This window comes from Roseomonas aeriglobus, from assembly GCA_016937575.1.
Lineage (GTDB): Bacteria > Pseudomonadota > Alphaproteobacteria > Sphingomonadales > Sphingomonadaceae > Sphingomonas > Sphingomonas aerigloba.
This window is the reverse complement of the sequence record JAFHKN010000002.1, coordinates 1,341,435-1,361,604: the sequence shown is the minus strand read 5'-3', so window position 1 is coordinate 1,361,604 and position 20,170 is coordinate 1,341,435. Positions and strand designations below refer to the sequence as shown.

Below are 20,170 nucleotides of genomic sequence, written 5' to 3'. Positions count from 1 at the left end.
AGGGGCATGGGCGTGACCGCCTTTCGCCGCCTCATTCACGCCCACCGCGCGCTGGCGGCGCTGCTCCTGCTTGCGGCCTTGTCGCTGAAACTGCTGGTTCCCGCCGGATTCATGCCTGTCGCAGGGTCGGACGGTACCATCACGGTGCTGATCTGCTCGAGCGCGCAGACAGGGCCGATGACGATGGAGATGCCCGTCCCCGGCCTGCCGGCGGGTCACGGCGATCCGCAGACGCCCGCGAAGGCGGAGATGCCCTGTACGTTCGCCGGGCTCGCCATGCCGATGCTGTCCGGCGCCGACCCGCTGCTGCTGGCCCTTGCGATCGCATTCGTCCTGGCGCTTGCCGTCCGCGCGGTGCTGCCTGCTCCGCCGCGGCCCGCGGTCTATCTCCGTCCGCCGCTGCGCGGCCCGCCCGCCACCGCCTGATTCCGACATCGTCTCACTGCGCGCGGCCGCATGACCGGTCGCGCGTCCGGATCAGGATTTGTTACCATGAAGATTTCCCCTGTCGTGGTCGCCGTCTCGGCGATCGCGCTCCCCGCCCCTGCCTGGGCGCAGGATGATGCCGCGCGCCGCGTGGACCTGCTGCGCCAGCGCGAACGGATCGACGCCGAACTCAGGGCCCTCGACGCGCAGGCGCCTGCGAACCCTGCCGCGGCGCCGATTACCCGCGACACCAGCGACGTCGTCGTCACCGCCCGCGCGCTGTCGCTCACCACAAGCGTCACCGGCCAGACGGTGACGGCGATCGACGACGACGCCTTTCGCATGACCCCGGCGACGACGATCGCCGATATCGTAAAGCTGTCGCCCGGCGTCGTCGTGGCGCAGGGCAACGGGCCGCGCGACGTCAGCGTTTCGGTGCGCGGGTCGAACGCCCGTAACGGGTTCGGTGCACGCAACATCCAGGTGTTCGAGGATGACTTTCCCGTCACCCAGCCCGATGGCCTGGCCCGCTTCGACCTGACCGATCCGCACGCCTATGGCGCGGTGGACGTCGTGCGCGGCCCGTCATCGGCGCGGTACGGCAATTACGCGCTGGGGGGCGCCGTCAACTTCCGCACACGGCGCGGCCGCGACATTCAGGGGGCCGAGGTCGGCACCGATTTCGGCAGCGATGGCTATGCCAATGTCTACGCGACGATCGGCGCGGCAGGCCGATCCTACGACTATGCCGTGTTCGGCAGCCTGGTCGGCGCAGACGGCGCGACCGGGCACACCGGTTACCAGACCGGCACCATCAACGCCTACGGCACCTATTCCCTCGGCGCGCGTGACCGCGTCGCAGCCAAGCTGATCTACAACGAAGGCGAGTTCCGTCTGTCGACGCGCCTGTCCTACAATCAGTATCTGGCAAACCCGTACCAGCGCGGGTGCGACGCTGCGGTGACGGCTGCGGCAGGGTGCGGCACGATCTCCGTCCTGGCGAACGGCGTGAACGGCGCGCGGATCGCCCAGACGGCAACCGAGGCCGATCTCGCCCGCAACGATCGCCGGACGATCGCCGGCGCGCGCTACGAGCATGACTTCGGTCCGGCGACGACGTGGCGGACGCAGGCGACCTTCGACAGCCGGGTGGTCAACCAGCCGACGAGCGCGACGCCGTTCAAGGGGACACTCGACAGCTACAATATCACGACCGACGTAACGCACCGTGGGACGATCGCCGGGATGGACATGACGCTGTTCGGCGGGGTCTTCTACAACTATCTGGACAATCAGAGCTTCAGTTTCAACAAGACGCCGGCCGGGCGCAACGGGTTCGGAGCGCTGACTCAGACGGTGTTCGGCGACATCCGCAACTACGGCGCGCGCGGCCGTGCGGAGCTCAGCCTGACGCCGACGCTCCAGGTCATTGCGGGGATCGGTTACGAGCGTTCGCAGATCGACGTACGCCAGACCGGCTATGCGTATCCGCTCGGGGGCAGCGCGACGCTATCGGTGATTCCGGCACAACGCGAATTCGACAATGTCGCGCCCGAAGCCGCACTGCTCTGGCAGGCTGTCGACGCGGTCCGCCTGCACGCTCGCGTCGGAACGGGGTACGGCATTCCGCAGGCGAACAGCCTGTTCGTGACGCCGGCGGGCGTGTTCGGGAACAACACCGCACTGAAGAGCCAGCGAAATACAGGTGTCGATGTCGGCGCGGAGATCGCGATCGGGCGCAATCTGACAGCCGAGGTCACCGGCTATTACGAATGGTTCCGCAACGAGCTCGTCAGCCAGTCCGCCGGCGTGAACCTTCTCGCCTATACCGCCAATGTCCCGCGATCGGTTCACCGAGGTGTCGAACTGGGGCTCAGCTGGCGGCCGGCGCCGTCACTGCTGCCGGGCGTCAAGCTCGACGCGAGCTACAGCCGGAACGATCACGTCTATACCGATTTCGCGGAGCGGCTGACGTCGGGCACCGTGTCGCAACTGTTCGATCGCGGCGGCAATGCGATCCCCGGCGTGATTCCGACATTCGTCAACGCGCGCATGGGCTATGATCGGCCGGCCGGGCCGCTGGCCGGGCTCGGCGGCTTCATCGAGGTGACGTACCGCGCCCGCTATGCCATCGACAACGCCAATCTGCTGACGATCCCGGGCTATCGGCTGACCAACCTGAACCTCCATTACGACCCGCCGCGGGGCAGTGGCTGGGCGTCGCGGATCAGCCTGTTCGCCAGCGTCCAGAACCTGTTCGACACGACCTATGTCGGATCGGCCTCGGTCATTTCGAACACGCTGATCGCCGGCACGGCGACGCAGAGCCCGGCAACGGTGCTGGCCAATACCACCGGCACAATCTACGCAGGTCAGCCGCGGACAGTCGTCGCCGGCATGAAGTCGAGGTTCTGATGGCTGCGAACGCATCCGCCGCACGTGCCTGGCCCGGCTATACCGCCGTCTGGCGCTGGCATTTCTACGCCGGACTATTCTGCATCCCGTTCGTCCTGTGGCTGGCGGTGACTGGATCGGTCTATCTGTTCAAGCCGCAGATCGAGGCGTTGATCGACCGCCCCTATGCCGATGTCGCCGCCGCCACCGGACCGCGCGCAAGCGCCGCCCGACAGGCGGCAGCGGCAGTGGCCGCCGTGCCGGGATCGGTGCTGCACCGCTATCAGCTGCCGGATACCCCCACCCAAGCGGTTCAGGTCATCGTCGGCGCAGGCCGGCAGGAGACGCGGGTCTATGTTCATCCGCAGACGCTCGCGGTCCTGAAGACCGTGAACGAGGACCAGCGGCTGATGCGGATCGTGTCCCGGCTGCACGGCGAATTGATGGTCGGCAACCCCGGCTCCTATCTGGTCGAACTTGCCGCGTCCTGGGCGATCGTCATGATCCTGTCCGGCTTGTTCCTGTGGTGGCCGCGCGGGCGCGGGCCGGCCGGTGTCGTCTGGCCGCGCGTGTCCGCCGGCGGGCGGCGGTTCTGGCGCGACCTTCATGCCGTCGCCGGCTTCTGGGTTTCGCTGATGGCGCTGTTCCTGCTGCTTTCGGGCCTGCCCTGGGCAAAGAGCTGGGGCAGTTACCTGAAGGTCGTGCGCGCCGCGGTCGAAGGGCAGCCGGCGCGCCAGGACTGGACGACGGGGCGGAGCGGCGAACTCAGCGCGCGCGCCTCGGCCGATGCGGGCACACGCGCCATGTTGGACGAGCATGCCGAACATGGCGGCATGACGATGGCCCACCCCGCGGCGCCCTATGTTCCCCTCGACCGTTTGGTGGCCGCCGTCGCCCCCCTTCGATTGGCCGGACCGGTGCTGATCGCCCCGCCGACCGGGCCCGGCCAGCCGTGGACGGCCAAGTCGGATGCGGCGAACCGGCCGCACCGGACCGATTTGACGCTGGACCCGGCCAGTGGTGCGATCCTGACCCGGACCGACTTTTCACAGCGGCGATTGGTCGATCGGCTGGTCGGATATGGCATTGCCGTCCACGAAGGTGCCCTGTTCGGGTGGCTCAACCAGCTCTTGAATCTCGTCACGGCGCTCGGGTTGATCCTCGTATCGGTCAGCGGCGTCGTGATGTGGTGGCGCCGGCGGCCGACGGGGACGCTCGGCGCTCCTGTCGTCCGCGATGGTCCGCCGCTGGCGAAGGCGTTCTTCGCGCTCGTCATCGCGCTCGGCGTCACGCTCCCCCTCTTCGGGGCTAGCCTGCTGGCCGTCATCGGGGGCGACGTCGCGCTCCGCCGGTTACGAAGGCCGACGGCCTGATTGCGCTATGGATCGACGCCATCCCAGGCGTCGATTCACTGCCCACGGTCGCGCTCGACCTTGGCGGCGATTAACCAATCTGGCCTGGGAACGTGAACGCAGGGTCGACACGTGTCATTCCGGAACACCGCGAAAATGGGCGCCCGACTCGTGTTCCGCTAGAGACAGACATGCTGTAACGCGCCGGCACATGCCTGATGTACCGGGCGAAGCTTGAAGGTTGATGGACATGGTTAACACGGCGCCGCTGATTGTCGATGGAAATCTGAGCGATTGGTCGGCGAACGACCGCATCGATCGCGACCTGCCCGCCGGCTATGCCATCTACGCCCGCGCCGCCGGCGACAGCTTCGTCTTCGCGCTGAAGTCCCCGACCGCGATCGGCGCGAACACGACGGCATGGTTCAACACCGACCGCAATACCGCGACGGGTTATCAGATCTTCGGCTTTGCCGGTGGCGCGGAATATAACGTCAATATCGACGCGAACGGCGTCGTGTCGCTGTTCAAGGGCGACGCGGGACAGACGCTGGTACTGGGCAACCTGACCGCGGCCTGGTCGGCGGATCGCACGACGCTGGAATTCGCGGTGCCCAAGGCGGCGATCGGCAACCCGGCGGCGATCGACACGCTGTTCGACGTCAACAACAGCGTGTTCCTTCCCGGTAGCTATTCCGCGGGCGGGTTCACCGTCTTCAACGAAACCGGCATCACGCCTGCCGCCGATCACCGCATCGCGATCGTCTGGTCGGACGCGACGGCCAAGGCCTATTTCAGCCCCACCGCCTATTCGCAGCTGTTCATGGCCGCCCAGAGCCAGGCGATGCAGGCGGGCGTGCCGTTCGACATCATCCGCGAAGGCGACCTGACCAATCTGGCGACGCTGGCCAAATACGACACCATCGTCTTCCCGTCGTTCCGCAACGTCGATGCCTCTCAGGTCGACGCGATCACCGCGACGCTGCAACAGGCGGTCAAACAGTTCGGGATCGGCCTGGTCGCCGGCGGCGAGTTCATGACGAACGCGGCGGACGGATCGGCGCTGCCGGGCGACAGCTATGCGCGCATGAAGCTGTTCTTCGACGTCACCCGCGTGACCGGCGGCACCGGCGACGTGACCGTCAGGGCAAGCGACACCAGCCTGGTCCTCGACGGCTATGATAAGGGCCAGTTGATCCATCAGTACACCGGCGTGGGCTGGAACGCGATCACCAGCGTCAGCGGCACCGGCACGACGATCGCGACCGAAACCGTCGGCGGCCAGACCTATGCCGCCGCCATCGCGAGCCAGACCGGCGGTCGCAACGTGCTGTTTTCGACCGAAGCCGTGATGGCGGACGAAAATCTGTTGCAGAAGGCGATCGACTATTCGGTCAACGGCAGCGGCCTGTCGGTCGGGCTGCAGATGACCCGTAACGCCGGGCTGGTCGCGGCGCGCGTCGACATGGACCAGAGCCAGGAGAAGGCCGAGGTCAACCCCGACGGCACGGCGCCGGGCATCTACGACAAGCTGTTGCCGATCCTGACCGCGTGGAAGGCGCAGTATAATTTCGTCGGCAGCTATTACGTCAACATCGGCAACGATCCGGCAAATGGCCAGACGACCGACTGGGCGGGCTCGCTGCCGTATTACAAGCAGCTGCTGGCGATGGGCAACGAGCTGGGGCTGCACAGCTATACCCATCCCGAAAACACCAACCTGCTGACGCCCGACCAGATCCGTTTCGAATTCGGCGACGAGCGCAAGCTGCTCGAAGCGCAGCTGAAGGCCTATCTGGGCACGGCGGTCAGCGTCGGCGGCGCCGCCGTTCCGGGGGCGCCGGAGACGATCGCGACCAGCCAGGAAATCTTCAAATACGTCGACTATCTGTCGGGCGGCTACTCGGGCGTCGGCGCAGGCTATCCCAACGCCTTCGGTTTCATGACGCCGGAGAATGCAACGGCGGGCAAGGTCTATATCGCGCCCAACACCTTCTTCGACTTCTCGCTGATGGAATTCCAGAAGAAGACCGTCGCCGAGGCCGAGGCGTTCTGGGCGAAGGAATTCGCAACGCTGACAGCGGAAGCCGACGCGCCCGTCATCGTGTGGCCGTGGCACGATTATGGTCCGACGATGTGGAGCACGGGTGGCACGTCCCCCTATGTCACGTCGATGTTCACCAACTGGATCGCCCGCGCGGCGGCGGCCGGTATGGAATTCGTGACGCTGGCCGATCTGGCCGAACGCATTTCCGCCTTCCAGAAGTCGTCGATCACCAGCACCGTCGTGGGCAACACCATCACCGCGACGGTGTCGGCGGGCGCGGCGACCGGCAATTTCGCGCTCGACGTCGACGGCCAGGGCACCAGCGTGATCCAGAAGGTCGCGAACTGGTACGCCTATAGCGCGGACAAGGTCTTCCTGCCGCAATCGGGCGGCACCTTCACCATCACGATGGGCGCCGTAGCCGACGATGTGACGCGCATCACCGCGCTGCCGATGCGGGCGGACCTGATCTCGCTGTCGGGCGACGGCCGCAACCTCAGCTTCTCGGTTTCCGGCGAGGGCCGCGTGGTGATCGACCTGCAGGCGCCCGGTACCAACTGGGTCAAGGTCACCGGCGCAAGTGTCGTCAGCCTGACGGGCGAGATCCTGACGCTCGACATCGGCGCGATCGGCAGCCACGTGGTGTCGGTCGGCTATGAAGCGAACGTCGCCCCGGTCATCACCTCTTTCTCCAGCGGTGCGACCGGGACGGTCGCGATCAGCGAAAACCTGACCGCGGTCACGACGATCACCGCGACCGATGCGAATTCCGCGCTGGGCGACAATGTCCGTTTCTCGATCGGCGCCGGTGGCGACGGCGCGGCCTTTGCGATCGACGCGCAGACCGGCGCTCTCCGGTTCCTGACGGCACCCGATTTCGAAACGCCGACCGACAGCAACCGCAACAATTCCTACATCGTCACGGTCGTCGCGACCGACGCGCGTGGTCTCATCGACACCCAGACTCTGACCGTGAACGTCATCGACGTCGCCGGCATCACCCGCACGGGCAGCCTCCTGAGCGATACGCTGACCGGGACGAATGAGGGTGACACGCTGGACGGCAGCTGGGGCAACGACGTGCTCAACGGCCTGGCCGGCAACGACATACTGATCGGCGGCCTGGGCAACGACACGATCAACGGTGGCGACGGCAACGACATCATCGATGGCGGCAGCGGCCGTGATATCCTGACCGGTGGCGCCGGTGCCGACGTGTTCCGCTTCACGAGCACGTCCGATAGCTCGACGCTGTCGTCGCAGCGCGACATCATCACCGATTTCCAGCGAGGGATCGACAAGATCGACCTGTCGGCGATCGATGCCAACACATCGATCTTCTCCCCGGGCGACCAGGCGTTCACGCTGCGCGCGGGCGCCGGTGCAGCCTTTTCGGGTGCCGGCCAGCTGCGCTTTGCCTTCGAAACGATCGGCGGGGTCGAATATACGGTGATCTATGGCAACGTGAACGCCGGATCGAGCGCCGACTTCTCGATCGCGTTGGTCGGTCGTCACGAACTGACGGTTACGGACTTCATCCTGTAATCTGGCGGACGCGCGATGGCGGGCATCGGCTTCAAGCTGGCGAAGATGGCCCGCGACGGCGGCATCGGCGGAATCGTCGGCGCCGCGCTGCACGGGACCGCGATCAGCGCCGGCCCCTGGCTGGTGACGGCCGCCAGCGTCGTAGTACTGGCAAAGTGGAGCCGGCTGGGCATGACCGGCGCCGACGCGGCGCTGGTTCACAGCCTGCTGATCTATGCCTTCAGCCTGACCGCGGTCATTGCCGCCCCGATCGGCATCCTGACGACGCGCCTGGTGTCCGACGCCTTGTTCGCCGGCCAGTCGGCGCGAATTCCGGGGATGGTCGGGCCGGCTCTGGCGCTCGGCGGATCGATCGCGGCCGTGGTGGCGTCGATCCTGTTCGGCTGGGTCGCCCCCATGCCCTTCCCCGTGGCGCTGCTGGCGGTACTGCTGTTCACGATCCTGACCCAGATCTGGATCGCGGCACCGCTCATCACCGCAGCACAACGCTATGGCATGGTCCTGGCCGCCTATCTGTTCGGGATCGCGGTGATCGCGGTGGCGATCGCGATGATGCCGCAACCCGCCGCCTGGCAAGTGCTGGGGGCGATCGTTGCCGGGCTCGCGGTTACGCTCGTGATGCTCTGCGTCGTGCTGGTCCGACGTTTTCCCGCACCGGCGCGTCTGCCGGACGCTCCCCTAATCGCGCGACGGCAGGGCGTGCTGGTCGCGCTCGCCGGATTGCTGAGCGTCGTGGCGATCTGGATCGACAAGTGGATGCTGTGGTTCGGGCCGCAAAGCGTCGAGGCGCTGTCCACGTTGCGGCTCAATCCGATCAACGACTTCGGCAGTTTCCTTGGCCTGCTGACGTTGGTGCCGGGACTGACGCTGATGCTGATCGTCACCGAAACCCGGTTCGACCGGGTGTTCAGCGATCTGATGGCGCGGTGCACCGGTACGTCGCGGCTTGCCCGGATCGAGGAGGCACGCGCCGATCTGGTCCGCACGATGTTCGACGGTCTGCGCGTCCTGCTGATCTCGCAGCTGATCGTCGCCGCGTCCGCCTGGGTCCTGGCGGTGCCGCTGATCGACCTGATCGGCGCCGATATCCGTGTCATCTTCGCCTTTCGACAGACGGCGCTGGGGGCGGTGTTTCACCTGATCGCCATCGCGAGCACCGTCGTCCTCGCCTATTTCAACCTATTCGGGCGCATCGTCGCGGTGTGGGGCGCGTTTACGCTCACCAGCGCGATCGCGACATTGTGGCTGTGGCCGACAGGTGTCGGCGCCTTCGGTTGGGGATATCTGGCAGGCGCCGTCATGGCAGCGGCGATCGGCATCGCGATGGTCGCGAACGCCACCGTAAATCTAATATTTATGCTCTTTGTGGGAAACAATCCGGCAGTGGTCGGTGCAGGCGGCCGACTTTTGTAGGGATTGGGCGAAAGCGCCATGAATCGCAGGCGAATGATCGAGATGGGGGCGAAGGTCCTCGCCCTGGCGTTCGCCCCCCGTGCCGCCGCCGCCATCGATTCGCGCCAGGCGCCGCCGCCGATGCGCTGGGCAATCGATTATTCGGCAACGACCGATCCCGCGACGGCGCGACGCTTCGAACTTCTGGTTCTCGAGCCCGATCACCCCCGCCCCATTGCCCCGCTTCGTGGGCCGGGCGCCAGCTTGCTCGGCTACATCAGCCTGGGCGAAGTCGAACGGACGCGCCCCTATGTTTCCTCGCTGGACGACGCCGGTGCGCTCTTCGATCCCAATCCGAACTGGCCCGACGCGCGGCGCGTCGACCTGCGCCGACGCACGTGGGGCGAGCTGGTGCTCGACCGGCTGATCCCCGACATTCTGCAGCTGGGGTATGACGGCATCTTCATCGACACGATGGACAATGCCGAAGCGATGGAGCGGGCCGACCCGGTCGGCAATGCCGGCATGATCGCCGCCGGCGCGAGCCTGCTGCGATCGATCCGCGCACGGTTTCCGGCAATCCGCATCATGGTCAACCGCGGCTATGCGGTCGTTCCCGATGCGGCGGGCGCCTTCGATATCCTGCTGGCGGAGGCGATGGCGTCGCGCTGGAACTTTGCCGAGCGACGCTACGAGATGACGCCCGACAGCGACTGGGCGTGGCAGGCGGAACGCCTGGCCGCCGCACGACGGGCCGACCCGAAGCTGACGCTGGCGACGCTCGATTACTGGGAACCCGACGACCGCAAGATTGTCGCAGCGCTCTACGCGCGCGAACGGGCGGCCGGCTTCTCGCCCTATGTCGCGACCCTCGCGCTCGATCGCCTGTTGCCGGAGCGCGGTGGATGAGCGTGCGGCCATCGCGACAGAGCCTGTTGTTCCTGGCGCCGATTGCCATCGGCATCGGGATGCTTGCCCTTGCATCGGCGCTGCTACCGAACTCGAGCGAATTGCAGAGCGTCGATCGGCACGGTCAGAGTGCGCCCCCCGCCCCCGCTGCCGCGCCGCAACCCGCCCCAACCCCCGCGCCGGAACCGGCGATCGCGGCGCCGGTCGAACCTGTCGCCCCCGTTCCCCAGCCGGCGGCGAACCCTGCGCCGCAGCCGCCGACCTGGCGTCAGCAGTTCGAGAGCGCACGCACCGCGGGCAATACCGCCGTCGCGACCGCGCTGCTGACCGCCGCGGTCGAGCGTCGACAGGCAGTGCCGCCCGCCGATATCCTGGCTGCCGGCTATGCGCTGAACCGGCCGGACCTGATCCTGCGCGCCGCTGCCAACGGCGCCATCCCAAAGCCCGAGGCCGCGCTGACCCTCGACCTGGCGCGGCGGCTCGAAAAGACGACCTTGCTGCCCGAGCTGAGCCGGGTCGCCGGTGATGGATGGCGGGCGGCCGACCCGTGGCTCGCGCTGCGTGTCGCGCAACGTAGCGGCGATACCGCCGCCGCCTTGCGTGCAGCCGCCCTGCTGCCGGCCAAGGACCGGATGGCCGCACGAGAAGCCATTCTGACTCGCAGTGGCGACCGCGCGGGCCTGATCGCGCTGCTGCGCCAACAGGCGGCGACCCCGGGGGCCGACCGCGCGGCGCTCGCGGAAAGACTGCTGGCGGCAGGGGACCGCGCCAGTGCCATCGCCGTCCTGCAATCGGTGGCCGCCACGCAATCGCCGACCACCGCGGCGTCGCAGCGCCTGCTCTACTTGCTCGGCCCGCGCCCGCAGCCGCGCGACGTCGCCTGGCTGCTGCGGCGTACCGACAGCGGGACCGAGCGCGACCGAACCGGCTGGCTACTCGCCTATGCCGCGCGCACGACGCCGTCGACCGCCCTGGCGGAGCTTGCTCGCCACCCCCTCGGCAACCGAACCGACGTCCTACTGACGCGGTTGCAGCTGGCGCGCACCGTCCGCAACGATGCGGCGACCCGCGCCATCACGGCTCAGCTGCTCGACGGCCGCGCGTTGCCGCCAGCCGAGCTGAAGCGCATCGCCGCCGCCGCGCCGCCGACCGCATCGGGCCAGCTGCCCGATCCGGTCCTGCGCCCGCTCGTCAAGGCCGGGTTGCTGACGCCCGAGCAGCGGCTGAGCCAGGCATGGGCGACCTGGAACCGGGGCGACGCGGCCGGGGCGGCCGCCATCCTCGACGTCTATCTCGAAGACCGTCCCGACGACGCAGCAGCGCTACGGCTGCGCGCCGACGTGCAGGCGAAGCTGGCGGGCGAGCGGTCTGCGCGCCCCTGGCTCGAACGGGCGCTGCGCCGGACACCGACGCCGAGCAAGGCTGCGGTCGAGCTGCTCGAACGCCTCGGCCGCCGGGCGGAGGCGACGAGGATGATTGCCGATCTGCGCACGCGCGATCCGAAGGACCGCGCGCTCGCCGCGCTTCACGCCCGACTGCTGATCGCGCAGGGCGAGCCCGGCCGTGCACGGGAGATTCTGGCCCGATGATCCTCCCCCTTCTCCTCCTGCTCGCCGCCGACGAACCGCCCAGCGTTCCGCCCCCGGCCTGGGACGACCGCGACGCCGCCCTCAGCCTCGGCTCGCAGCGCCTGCGCTGGCCCGCTGGCACGCGGCTCGAGGTCGCGGATCACGACGGCGAACTCGTCATACGCGCCGATCGCCCGATCGATACCGCCGCGATCGATACGCTGCGGCGTTCGGCCGGCGCGGCGATCGCCGACCTGCGCTGGAACGACCAGAGTCTGGTGCTGCGGGCGGCCCCGCCGTGGCGGATCGCCTGGCAACGTGATGGCAGCACGCTCGCGCTGACCTTCCTCTACGCCGCCGCGCCCATTGCTTCCACAACGGCATCGACCGCGTCGGTCTCCGACGGCGAAGCGATCGACGTTGCGCTGGCCAGCATCGAGGCGAGCGCCGCCGCCGGTTATCCGGGCGAGGCACGCCGAACGGCCCAGGCGCTGGCTGACCGCTACCCCGACGATCCGCGCGCGCTCCGGGCGCTCGCCGACGCCCGCAACGCGAACGGCGACGCCCGCGGTGCGGATGCGCTCTATCGCCGTCTGAATGCCGATGATCGTGCCGCCCGCCGGGCCCGCGCGTTTGCTCCGGGTGCTGCCAGCGTCGCCGCCACGGTGCGCGATGGCGGCGACCTGACCCAAATCGACGTTGCGGCACGCGTGGATGGCGCGCTGAGCGACGCGGTGTCGCTGGGCGGTGCGTTGCGCCACATCGAGACGCGCGTCGAAACGGCGGGCAGCGCCGTCCGCGAGCGATCGCAGATTGCGGAAGCCAGCGTCGGGGTGCGCCTTTCCGACGATGTCAGCGCGACGCTGCTCGCGGCGTCCGCGCTCGATACCGGCGTGACCGGTGGCGGCATCCGCTTCGTCGCGGGCGCGTCCGAGCTGCAGATCCGCGGCGGCGCGGTCTACCGCCTGCCCGATTACTCGACGGGCCAGCAGGCGCTCGCCGCCGGGGCGCTGTCGCGGATCGGGATCGGTGGCGCGTATCGCGTCGCACCGGGCCTGTACGCACAGCTGGACGGGGCGTGGAATCAATATGGCCTGGCCGGCGCCTATGACGCGAGCGACACGGTCACCGTGGCCGGAGCGCTCGACTATCTCGTTCGGCGCGGCTCGCCGTCGCTGACGCTCGCCTATCGTCTGGATGGCGAATATGTGCTGGCCAACCGTCGCCCCACGGCACTGACGCTGATCGATCGCGAAAACCATTCGCTGCTGGGAATCGGCAGCGCGACGCTGGGCAGGACGCAGCTCACCGGACAGCTCGGCTATACGGTCGACCGGTTCGGCGGCGACGGTCCCAACGTCGCGATCGGCCTGTCGTCCCTGCTCGGTGACGGCTGGCGGATCGACGGCAGCGGCGGGCTGACGTCGGTGTCGCGCACCGGTTTCGACGGACGCCAGCTCTTTGGCCGCGCCCAGATCACCCGCGGATTGGGCCCGGGCCGGTGAGCATGGCCTCACCCTGGCGCCGGCGCCTGCGCGTCCTGGCCGAATTCGCCATCCTCTATGGCACGATCGCGCTGTTCGATCGGATTCTCACCGGGGGCAGCGCCTTCGCCGGTATATCGCCCAATCCCTACGGCGTGCCGGTCCTGATCCTGGCTCTGGCGTACGGCACCGAAGCCGGCTTCACCGCTGCCATCGTGTCGACCGGGATCTGGCTGGCGTTCGGTCAGCAGGTCGCCCCCGCCGGTGACTATCTCGAGCGGCTGCTCCGACTGTCGGCGACCCCCCTCCTCTGGTTCGTCGTGGCGACTGCCGTGGGGGAAGTCACCAATGCGCGCGTTCGGCGCATCCAACGTCTGCGACGTTCGCGCCGCGCTGCTGCGACCGATGCCGCTCGGCTGGATAGCGCCTATCAGGAGCTGGTCGACGTCAACCGCACGCTACAGGTCCGCATGGCCACCGATGGGGCTTCGCCCGGTCGTGTCATCGCGCTCGCCGCAGCCGCGATCACGGCGCCGGTCGACCAGCGACGGGCAGCGCTGCGCGACCTGCTGGGCGTCGCGACGAAGACCGATGACTTCACCTGCTACCGTATCGATCCCGACCAGGGCGCCCGCGTCTGGCTGCGCGGCGCCGCGGCAGGCGCGCGCCCCGATATCCTGCCGCAGCCGCTGGTTCAGCATCTCGAGCGCGCGGTCGATCCGCTGACTGTTGCCGTGGCGGAAGACCGGCCACGGCTCGCCAACATCGGGGTCGCGGCCGTTCCGCTTCGTGGGTCCGACGGGCGGCTGATGGGATGCCTTGTCGTGCACCGCACCGGGCTCGACGCGATCGGCAGCCACGGCGCCGCCGAGCTTGCGGAAATCGCGACCTGGCTACCCAGCGTGCTGGAACTGGGGGCGCAGCCCGCGACACCCCCCGCCAGCCGCGCCGGGCGGGGCTGATGCTCGCGATCCTGGCCCTGTGCGCGCTCGGCGTTGCCGATATCGCGCTGCTGACGGCCGCGTTCCTGCCCGACACGATTCGCCTGTTCGGGCACCTTGCCCTGTCGCTCGCCGGCTATGTCGCCAGCTGGAAGATCCGGCCGATCGGCCTGCGCGTCGCAGCCGCCGGCGCGATCGGGCCCGTCGGCCTGATCGTCGCTCAGGGGCTCGCCTGGCGGCGTCGGTTGCAATTGCCCGCACCGATCGATCGCGATGCGCAGGCCGGGCTGCCCCAGCCCGCGACCGCCGCGCGCATGCTCGACGGCCGCATTCACACGCCACCGGCGGAATCGATCGGCGCCTTTTCGACGGTGCTTGCCCATGGCGACGTCGCGGCCCGACGCCGCGCGCTGGAGGCGGTCGTGCGCGCCTTCCGGCCCCAGCTGTCGCCGCTGATCGTCCAGGCGCTGGCCGACAAGGATCAGACGATCCGCGCACTGGCGGCCGCGGCGGCGGCGCGGGTCATCGGCAATCTGTCAGAGCAGCGCGCCGCGCTTACCGCCCGCAGCGAGCGCGGCGAGGCGGATGCGCAGGACGCGCTCGTCACCCTGCTCGCCGACCATGCCCGCGGCAACGCGCTGTTGTCGGATGCCCAGCGCCGCGCGATGCGGCAGGAAGCGTTGACGCTGATGGCCGCGCAACCAACGACCGTCGAGCGGACGCGCCGTTACGAGGCGTTGCTGGCCGAGAGCGCGTGGGATGCCGGTGACTTCGCCACGCTCGACGCGCTGGCGGCACGCGCCCCTACACACCTGCCTGCGCGTCTGGGCGGATGGAACAGGCCGCAGCAGGCATGACCGCCGCTTCCCCCGCCGCGTCCGCCACCCCGGACGTCGATGTCTGCCTGATCGTCGAGGGCGCCTATCCTTATGTCATCGGCGGCGTATCGGCATGGCTCGACGACCTGATCCGACACCTGCCCGATATCCGCTTCGCCATCGTAGCGATCAAGCCAAGCGCGGCACCGCTTCCACACCGCATCACGCTGCCGCCCAACGTCGTCGAGCTGATCGAGGTCGGGCTCGCTCCCGAACCGCAGCGCCCCCGTGCCGTCCCCGATGCGGCGGCCGCGGCGATCGGCGCGGCGCTTGTCCGGGTGATCGCCGAGGACGGAGCGCAGCCGCTCAACGACCTGATCGACTTGTTCACCCGGCTGAACCTGCAGACCCGTCCGGCCGACGTGCTGGCCCATCCGATCGTCTTCGACCTGATCCGCGCGCATTACGAGACGGTCCTGCCCAGCGCGTCGTTCCACCACTTCTTCTGGGCGACGCGCGCGCTGTTCGGCGGCCTGCTCGCCTGTCTGACGACGCCCATTCCGCGGGCGCGTGTCTACCACACCATCTCGACCGGATTTGCCGGCGTGATCGCCGCCCGGGCGCGCCGCCAGACCGGTCGCCCGGCGGCAATCACCGAACACGGCATCTATCTGCTCGAACGCGAGATCGAAGTGCTGATGGCCGACTGGATCGGCGATCAGATCGATTCGGGGCTGGCGGTCGATCGGAGCGTCGCCGACTTGCGCGACGTGTGGATGCGCGCCTTTTCGGCCTACAGCAGCGCCTGCTACGACGCGTGCGATCCGATCATCGCGCTGTATGGCGACAATTCGCAGGTCCAGCGTCGGCTGGGCGCCGATCCCGAGCGGCTGCAGGTCATTCCCAACGGCATCGAAACCGGCCGTTTCGCAGCTTTGCCCGATCAGCGCGATCCCGATCGGCCGCTGGTCGCCCTGCTCGGCCGCGTCGTTCCGATCAAGGACGTCAAGTCGTTCGTTCGCGCCGCGGCCCTGGTCCATGCCCGAATGCCCAAGGCGCGGCTGGTCGTCTTGGGTCCGCTGGACGAAGATCCCGACTATGCCGCCGAATGTCTGGCGCTGGTCCGGGATCTGGGCCTGGGCGACGTCATCAGCTTTCCCGGCCGCGTCGCGATTGCCGAATGGCTGCCGCGGGTCGATGTGCTGGTCCTGACCAGCCTGTCCGAAGCCCAGCCGTTGATCATCCTCGAAGGCGGCGCCTGCGGTATCCCGGTCGTCGCCCCGGACGTTGGCAGCTGCCGCGAAATGATCGAGGGACGGGGCGCCGACAGCGCTCACGGCGGTATCATCACGCCGCTGGTCAACCCGGAAGCGACCGCGTCCGCGATCGTCCGGTTGCTGCAGGATCCGGACACCCGCCGCGCGATGGGGCAGACGATGCAGGCCCGCGTAACCGCGGATTACGAACACGGCACGATCATCGCGGCGTACCGCGACCTCTATCTCCAACTCGCCGAGCGCGCGACGACGTCATGACCGCCGGGGTCGGCGGAATGCGTCGCCAGAATGCACTGGACAGCCGCTTCCCACCCGGTCAGAACGCCGCGCGTCCTGCGGGACCAGCGCTGGGGGCCTGTAGCTCAATGGTTAGAGCTGGCCGCTCATAACGGCTAGGTTGCGGGTTCGAGTCCTGCCGGGCCCACCAGCGCCACCGCAGAAAGGCATGGCGAAGCGTCGGCGAGATCGGGCGACGCTACGCCCCTGGGTGGGCGACGGCCGCGACCAGCTCCGCCTCCCCCACCGTCCCTACACCCAGCCGCGCGAGCAGCCCGAGCACCGCATCCCACCATGCCCAGAAGGCGGCTACGTCCGCCGCGTCACGCGCATAGGGCGTGTGGCCGGCAACCAATGTCGGCGAGTGGAACGAGAAGTTCAGCAGCGGCAGACCTTCGCCGACGACGACGCGAACCGCCTCCAGCGCTTCGGCGACCGGAATGCCCTCCGGCGTCAGCGCGACGCGGTTGAGCAGGCCCGTCCGGGCCAGCATGCCCGGTCCGTGCGGCACGCGCGCCGCCCGGCGATAAAGCGCGGGGCCGAGCGATCGCAGCGCCCCGGTATCGACGGTCGTCAGCGGCAATTCGACCACGCCCGGTGTGGTCACGAACGCGTCATTGCCGATACCCGAAAAGTCGGGTCCGCCCTGTCGTCGATAGTCGAAGCGCGACCGCATCGAGCTATCGATTGCATAGCCGCGTTCGACCAGAAGCCGCAGCGTGTTCGGGCCAAGGCCGTATCGTCCGGCACGATAGATGCGCGGAGCCGTTCCGAAGGCCGCGGTGATGGCAGCCCCCAGCGCGTCGAGCTTCGCCGCCTCCAACGCGACCGGCAGGTTGCCGGGGTAGCTGTTGACGACGTCTACCGCTTCATCGAACGGCGGGTTGACCCAGGGGTGTAGCTGGCTGCCGACAGCCGAGGTGCCGACGTCGAGCGCTTCGGCAATGGCGGCGACGCTCGCAGGATCGGTGGCGATCGGATGATCGACCAGGAAGGTCAGCGCTGCGCCCGCATTGGCGAACCGCCGAGTGGCTTCGGGGATCGCGGCGGTCGCCGTCACCGATCGCTCCTCGCGCGAGAAGGGCTGCGTCCAGTCGAATTCCTCTTCGGTATCGACGAAGATCGTGAACCGCTGTCCGAAATCGGATGGCCAGCGCACGTGGCGGTCGGGCGTCGGCGCAGGCGGGCGGAACGTCATCGCGCCCTTGTTAGCGCGGCTCAGGACGAAGCGGTATGCCCCATCGTATCGTCGTCCGCCGCCGGCAGGTGGAGGGTCATGGCCCGCTCACCGATGTCGAAGGCGCCGCCGATCGCACGCGCCAGGTTGCGAACCAGCCGAAGCGAGAAGCCGACGCCGAGCAGGCTGGCCGGGCTGTCCTCGTCATCGACCGACAGGATGCGGTCGCCGGGATAGGCGTCGAACGCGTGCGGACGGGTGACCGAGATCGCGACGCGACCGCCGGCTTCGGCATCGGCATGAACCGCGATCTCCTCGCCCATCATCGCCGCGCCGATCGCGGTGCCGAGCAGGCGGGAGACGATGCGGTCGAGCGCACGAGCATCGGCCAGGACGGTCAGTTCGTCGGCGATCACCGGCACCGGGGCGCCCCGCGCCTCCGCGAGCAGATGCAGGTCGGCCGCCAGCCGGTGCAGCATCGGCGCGACCGCGATCCTTTCCGGGTCGAGCGGCAGGGCGCCGCCCGCGACCCGCGCCGCGACATCGACGTCGTCGATCGCCGACAGCAGCCGATGCGCATCGTCGCGCATCGTCGCGGCCTGTTCGCGATAGACCGGCTCGACGGGCCCGAGCATCTCGCACTCGATCATTTCCGAAAAACCCGCGATCGCATTGGTCGGCGTCCGCAGTTCGTGAACCAGTTGGCGGAGCGAATCGGCGGCCGGCGCCGCCGCCGCTGCACGCGCAGGCGTCGGCGACTCGTGCCGCTCCGGACGCCGCGCGCTACCGCGATAGCCGGTGAAACGGCCGCTCGCCGCATCAAACAACGGCATGCCCGTCATCAGCCAGCGGCCAGCGGCATCCCCTGCCCCGCCCACGATCAGATGCGCGTCGGCAAAGCGCGCGCGACGCCGGAAGGCACCCGCGGCGATCCCGTCGACGCCCGGCTGTGCGGGCCGTGCCGGGGTGGCGATGGACGTGCCGAGGATCGCTTCGCGCACCATACCCTCGACCCAGCGGATCGTCCCGGTCGGATCGGTTTCGAACCGGAACGACTCGCGTGCCGGCGCAGCGCGGGTGGCGACGGCGCGAGGGTGTTCGTCCTGACGCTTCTGAAACGCCTCGATCCGCGCGACGACATCGGCAATGCGGAAAACGCCGCCTTCGGCCACCGGCGCTTCATTGTCGTTCTCGCGACGCCGCGCCTCGGCCACGATCGGCAACGATTTGGCGATAGCACCGAGCGACAGGAACGGGCCACTCTCCTCGACGATCGCGGGCGCCGGATCGAGTTCGGGCTCGGGCTGTGCCGCAAGCTCAGGTTCGGGCTCGGGCTGGGCGTCGAGGACTGGCACCGGTGCCGATGCCGGCGCCGCGGCCGGCGCTTCGTCGGACAGCACGAAATCGACCGATCCGAAGCTTTCCAACCCACGCTGCACGACACCGCTCAGGTCGCGGCGGTGGCGCAGGATCGCTCGGCCGGCCGGCGACAACGCCGGCAGCAGATCGAGCCATTCGGCGTCAGTCAGCGTCGCGAGGCGCAGGATCGGGGCGGCGACCGCGATGTCGTCGGTCGCGAGCAGCCGCACCAAGGCGGCCGGCGCCGGGGCGCCATACAACGCCCGCGCACTCGCCGCGCGCGCGGTGATCGGTACGCGGTCGCGAATGGTCCTCAGCGTCGAAAGCGCCCAATCGTCCGCCGCCGCCCGACCACGGCCGACCAGATCGACGATCTGACGCCATGCCGCCTGCGCAGCCGACGGGCTCGCGAGGTCGATGGTCCGAACCGTGCCGAGAACGTCGTCGAAGCGCAAAGAAGCCAATCCCCGTCCCGACGCGGCGGCGACGGGAGTAAGGAATCTTTAACCGCCGGGAGTCGCGAAAGGAAACAGCGAAATCGGCCTCGATTTGCGGCCGTCCGAATGTGAGACAATTGCGTTCCGGCGTAATATTCTTATCGTAGCGAGAACGAATGATAGAATAAATGGGGCGACTATGGCGTTCGATCGGATCGATCGACAGATTTTGGGTCTTCTTCAGGAAGACGGGCGGATGACGAATGTCGATCTGGCGGAGCGCGTGGGGCTGACTGCGCCACCCTGCCTGCGGCGTGTGCGCGCGCTGGAGGAGGCGGGCGCGATCCAGGGCTATCACGCCGCGCTCGACCCGGCGAGCCTGGGCTATACCATCACGGTGTTCGCAATGGTCAGCCTGAAAAGCCAGGCGGAGGCCGATCTGACCGCGTTCGAGCAACATGTCGCGACCATTCCCGAAGTGCGCGAATGCCACATGCTGAACGGTGAAATCGACTTCATCCTGAAAATCGTCGCGACCGACCTGCGCAGTTTCCAGGAATTGCTGACGACTCAGCTGACCCCGGCGCCCAATGTCAGCCATGTGAAGACGTCGCTGACGATCCGCACGTCGAAGTCGCTGCCGGGGATCCCGGTGGGGTGACTCGCAATCCTCCCCTGCAAGGGGAGGTGGCGCGCGTGAGCGCGACGGAGGGGTGTCCCGCTATCCGGAGTGGGTGACACCCCTCCGACCGGCTACGCCGGCCATCT

General features: G+C 68.5%; 14 protein-coding genes and 1 tRNA gene. 13 read left to right on the top strand and 2 right to left on the bottom strand.

Features of this window, described 5'->3' with window-relative positions; translation table 11 throughout:
* The first annotated feature begins 12 nt into the window (after nucleotides 1-12).
* From JW805_06990 to JW805_06935, 12 genes are all read left to right on the top strand, one after another.
* Nucleotides 13-426 carry a hypothetical protein gene (locus tag JW805_06990; protein ID MBN2971759.1) on the top strand — a complete coding sequence of 138 codons (414 nt, stop codon included), beginning with the start codon at nucleotides 13-15 and terminating at the stop codon, nucleotides 424-426.
* A gap of 66 nt (nucleotides 427-492) precedes the next feature.
* The gene (locus JW805_06985; protein ID MBN2971758.1) at nucleotides 493-2,841 is read left to right on the top strand and encodes a TonB-dependent receptor; all 2,349 of its coding nucleotides are present in this window, start codon (nucleotides 493-495) and stop codon (nucleotides 2,839-2,841) included.
* Nucleotides 2,841-4,193: a PepSY domain-containing protein gene (locus JW805_06980; protein ID MBN2971757.1), complete on the top strand. Its 1,353-nt coding sequence runs from the start codon at nucleotides 2,841-2,843 to the stop codon at nucleotides 4,191-4,193. Before JW805_06985 ends, JW805_06980 begins: the two co-directional genes overlap by 1 nt.
* Nucleotides 4,194-4,416: 223 nt before the next feature.
* Complete coding sequence (locus JW805_06975) at nucleotides 4,417-7,764, top strand: M10 family metallopeptidase C-terminal domain-containing protein (protein ID MBN2971756.1); 3,348 nt, start codon at nucleotides 4,417-4,419, stop codon at nucleotides 7,762-7,764.
* A 15-nt stretch (nucleotides 7,765-7,779) separates the two neighbouring features.
* The gene (pelG, locus tag JW805_06970; protein MBN2971755.1) at nucleotides 7,780-9,177 is read left to right on the top strand and encodes an exopolysaccharide Pel transporter PelG; all 1,398 of its coding nucleotides are present in this window, start codon (nucleotides 7,780-7,782) and stop codon (nucleotides 9,175-9,177) included.
* A gap of 18 nt (nucleotides 9,178-9,195) precedes the next feature.
* On the top strand, nucleotides 9,196-10,065 hold the full coding sequence (locus tag JW805_06965; protein ID MBN2971754.1) for an endo alpha-1,4 polygalactosaminidase: 870 nt from the start codon (nucleotides 9,196-9,198) through the stop codon (nucleotides 10,063-10,065).
* Nucleotides 10,062-11,654: a hypothetical protein gene (locus JW805_06960; GenBank protein MBN2971753.1), complete on the top strand. Its 1,593-nt coding sequence runs from the start codon at nucleotides 10,062-10,064 to the stop codon at nucleotides 11,652-11,654. Before JW805_06965 ends, JW805_06960 begins: the two co-directional genes overlap by 4 nt.
* Complete coding sequence (locus tag JW805_06955; protein ID MBN2971752.1) at nucleotides 11,651-13,138, top strand: hypothetical protein; 1,488 nt, start codon at nucleotides 11,651-11,653, stop codon at nucleotides 13,136-13,138. The genes JW805_06960 and JW805_06955 overlap by 4 nt, the downstream gene beginning before the upstream one ends.
* A gap of 2 nt (nucleotides 13,139-13,140) precedes the next feature.
* Nucleotides 13,141-14,079, top strand: a complete 939-nt coding sequence (locus JW805_06950; GenBank protein ID MBN2971751.1) for a hypothetical protein — start codon at nucleotides 13,141-13,143, stop codon at nucleotides 14,077-14,079.
* A complete protein-coding gene (locus JW805_06945) occupies nucleotides 14,079-14,915 on the top strand; it encodes a hypothetical protein (protein MBN2971750.1) in 837 nt (278 codons plus the stop codon). Before JW805_06950 ends, JW805_06945 begins: the two co-directional genes overlap by 1 nt.
* Nucleotides 14,912-16,411 (top strand): GT4 family glycosyltransferase PelF, encoded by a 1,500-nt coding sequence (pelF, locus tag JW805_06940; protein ID MBN2971749.1) that lies wholly within the window; start codon nucleotides 14,912-14,914, stop codon nucleotides 16,409-16,411. The genes JW805_06945 and pelF overlap by 4 nt, the downstream gene beginning before the upstream one ends.
* A gap of 93 nt (nucleotides 16,412-16,504) precedes the next feature.
* Nucleotides 16,505-16,580 (top strand) — tRNA-Ile (locus JW805_06935).
* Nucleotides 16,581-16,628: 48 nt separating this feature from the next.
* Here the strand turns inward: JW805_06935 and JW805_06930 are convergent.
* A complete protein-coding gene (locus JW805_06930; protein ID MBN2971748.1) occupies nucleotides 16,629-17,627 on the bottom strand; it encodes a polysaccharide deacetylase family protein in 999 nt (332 codons plus the stop codon).
* A 20-nt stretch (nucleotides 17,628-17,647) separates the two neighbouring features.
* Nucleotides 17,648-19,429, bottom strand: a complete 1,782-nt coding sequence (locus JW805_06925) for a HAMP domain-containing histidine kinase (GenBank protein ID MBN2971747.1) — start codon at nucleotides 19,427-19,429, stop codon at nucleotides 17,648-17,650.
* Between the two features lie 172 nt (nucleotides 19,430-19,601).
* Between JW805_06925 and JW805_06920 the strand changes: the two genes are divergently transcribed.
* Nucleotides 19,602-20,063 (top strand): Lrp/AsnC family transcriptional regulator, encoded by a 462-nt coding sequence (locus JW805_06920; protein ID MBN2971746.1) that lies wholly within the window; start codon nucleotides 19,602-19,604, stop codon nucleotides 20,061-20,063.
* Nucleotides 20,064-20,170 lie beyond the last annotated feature (107 nt).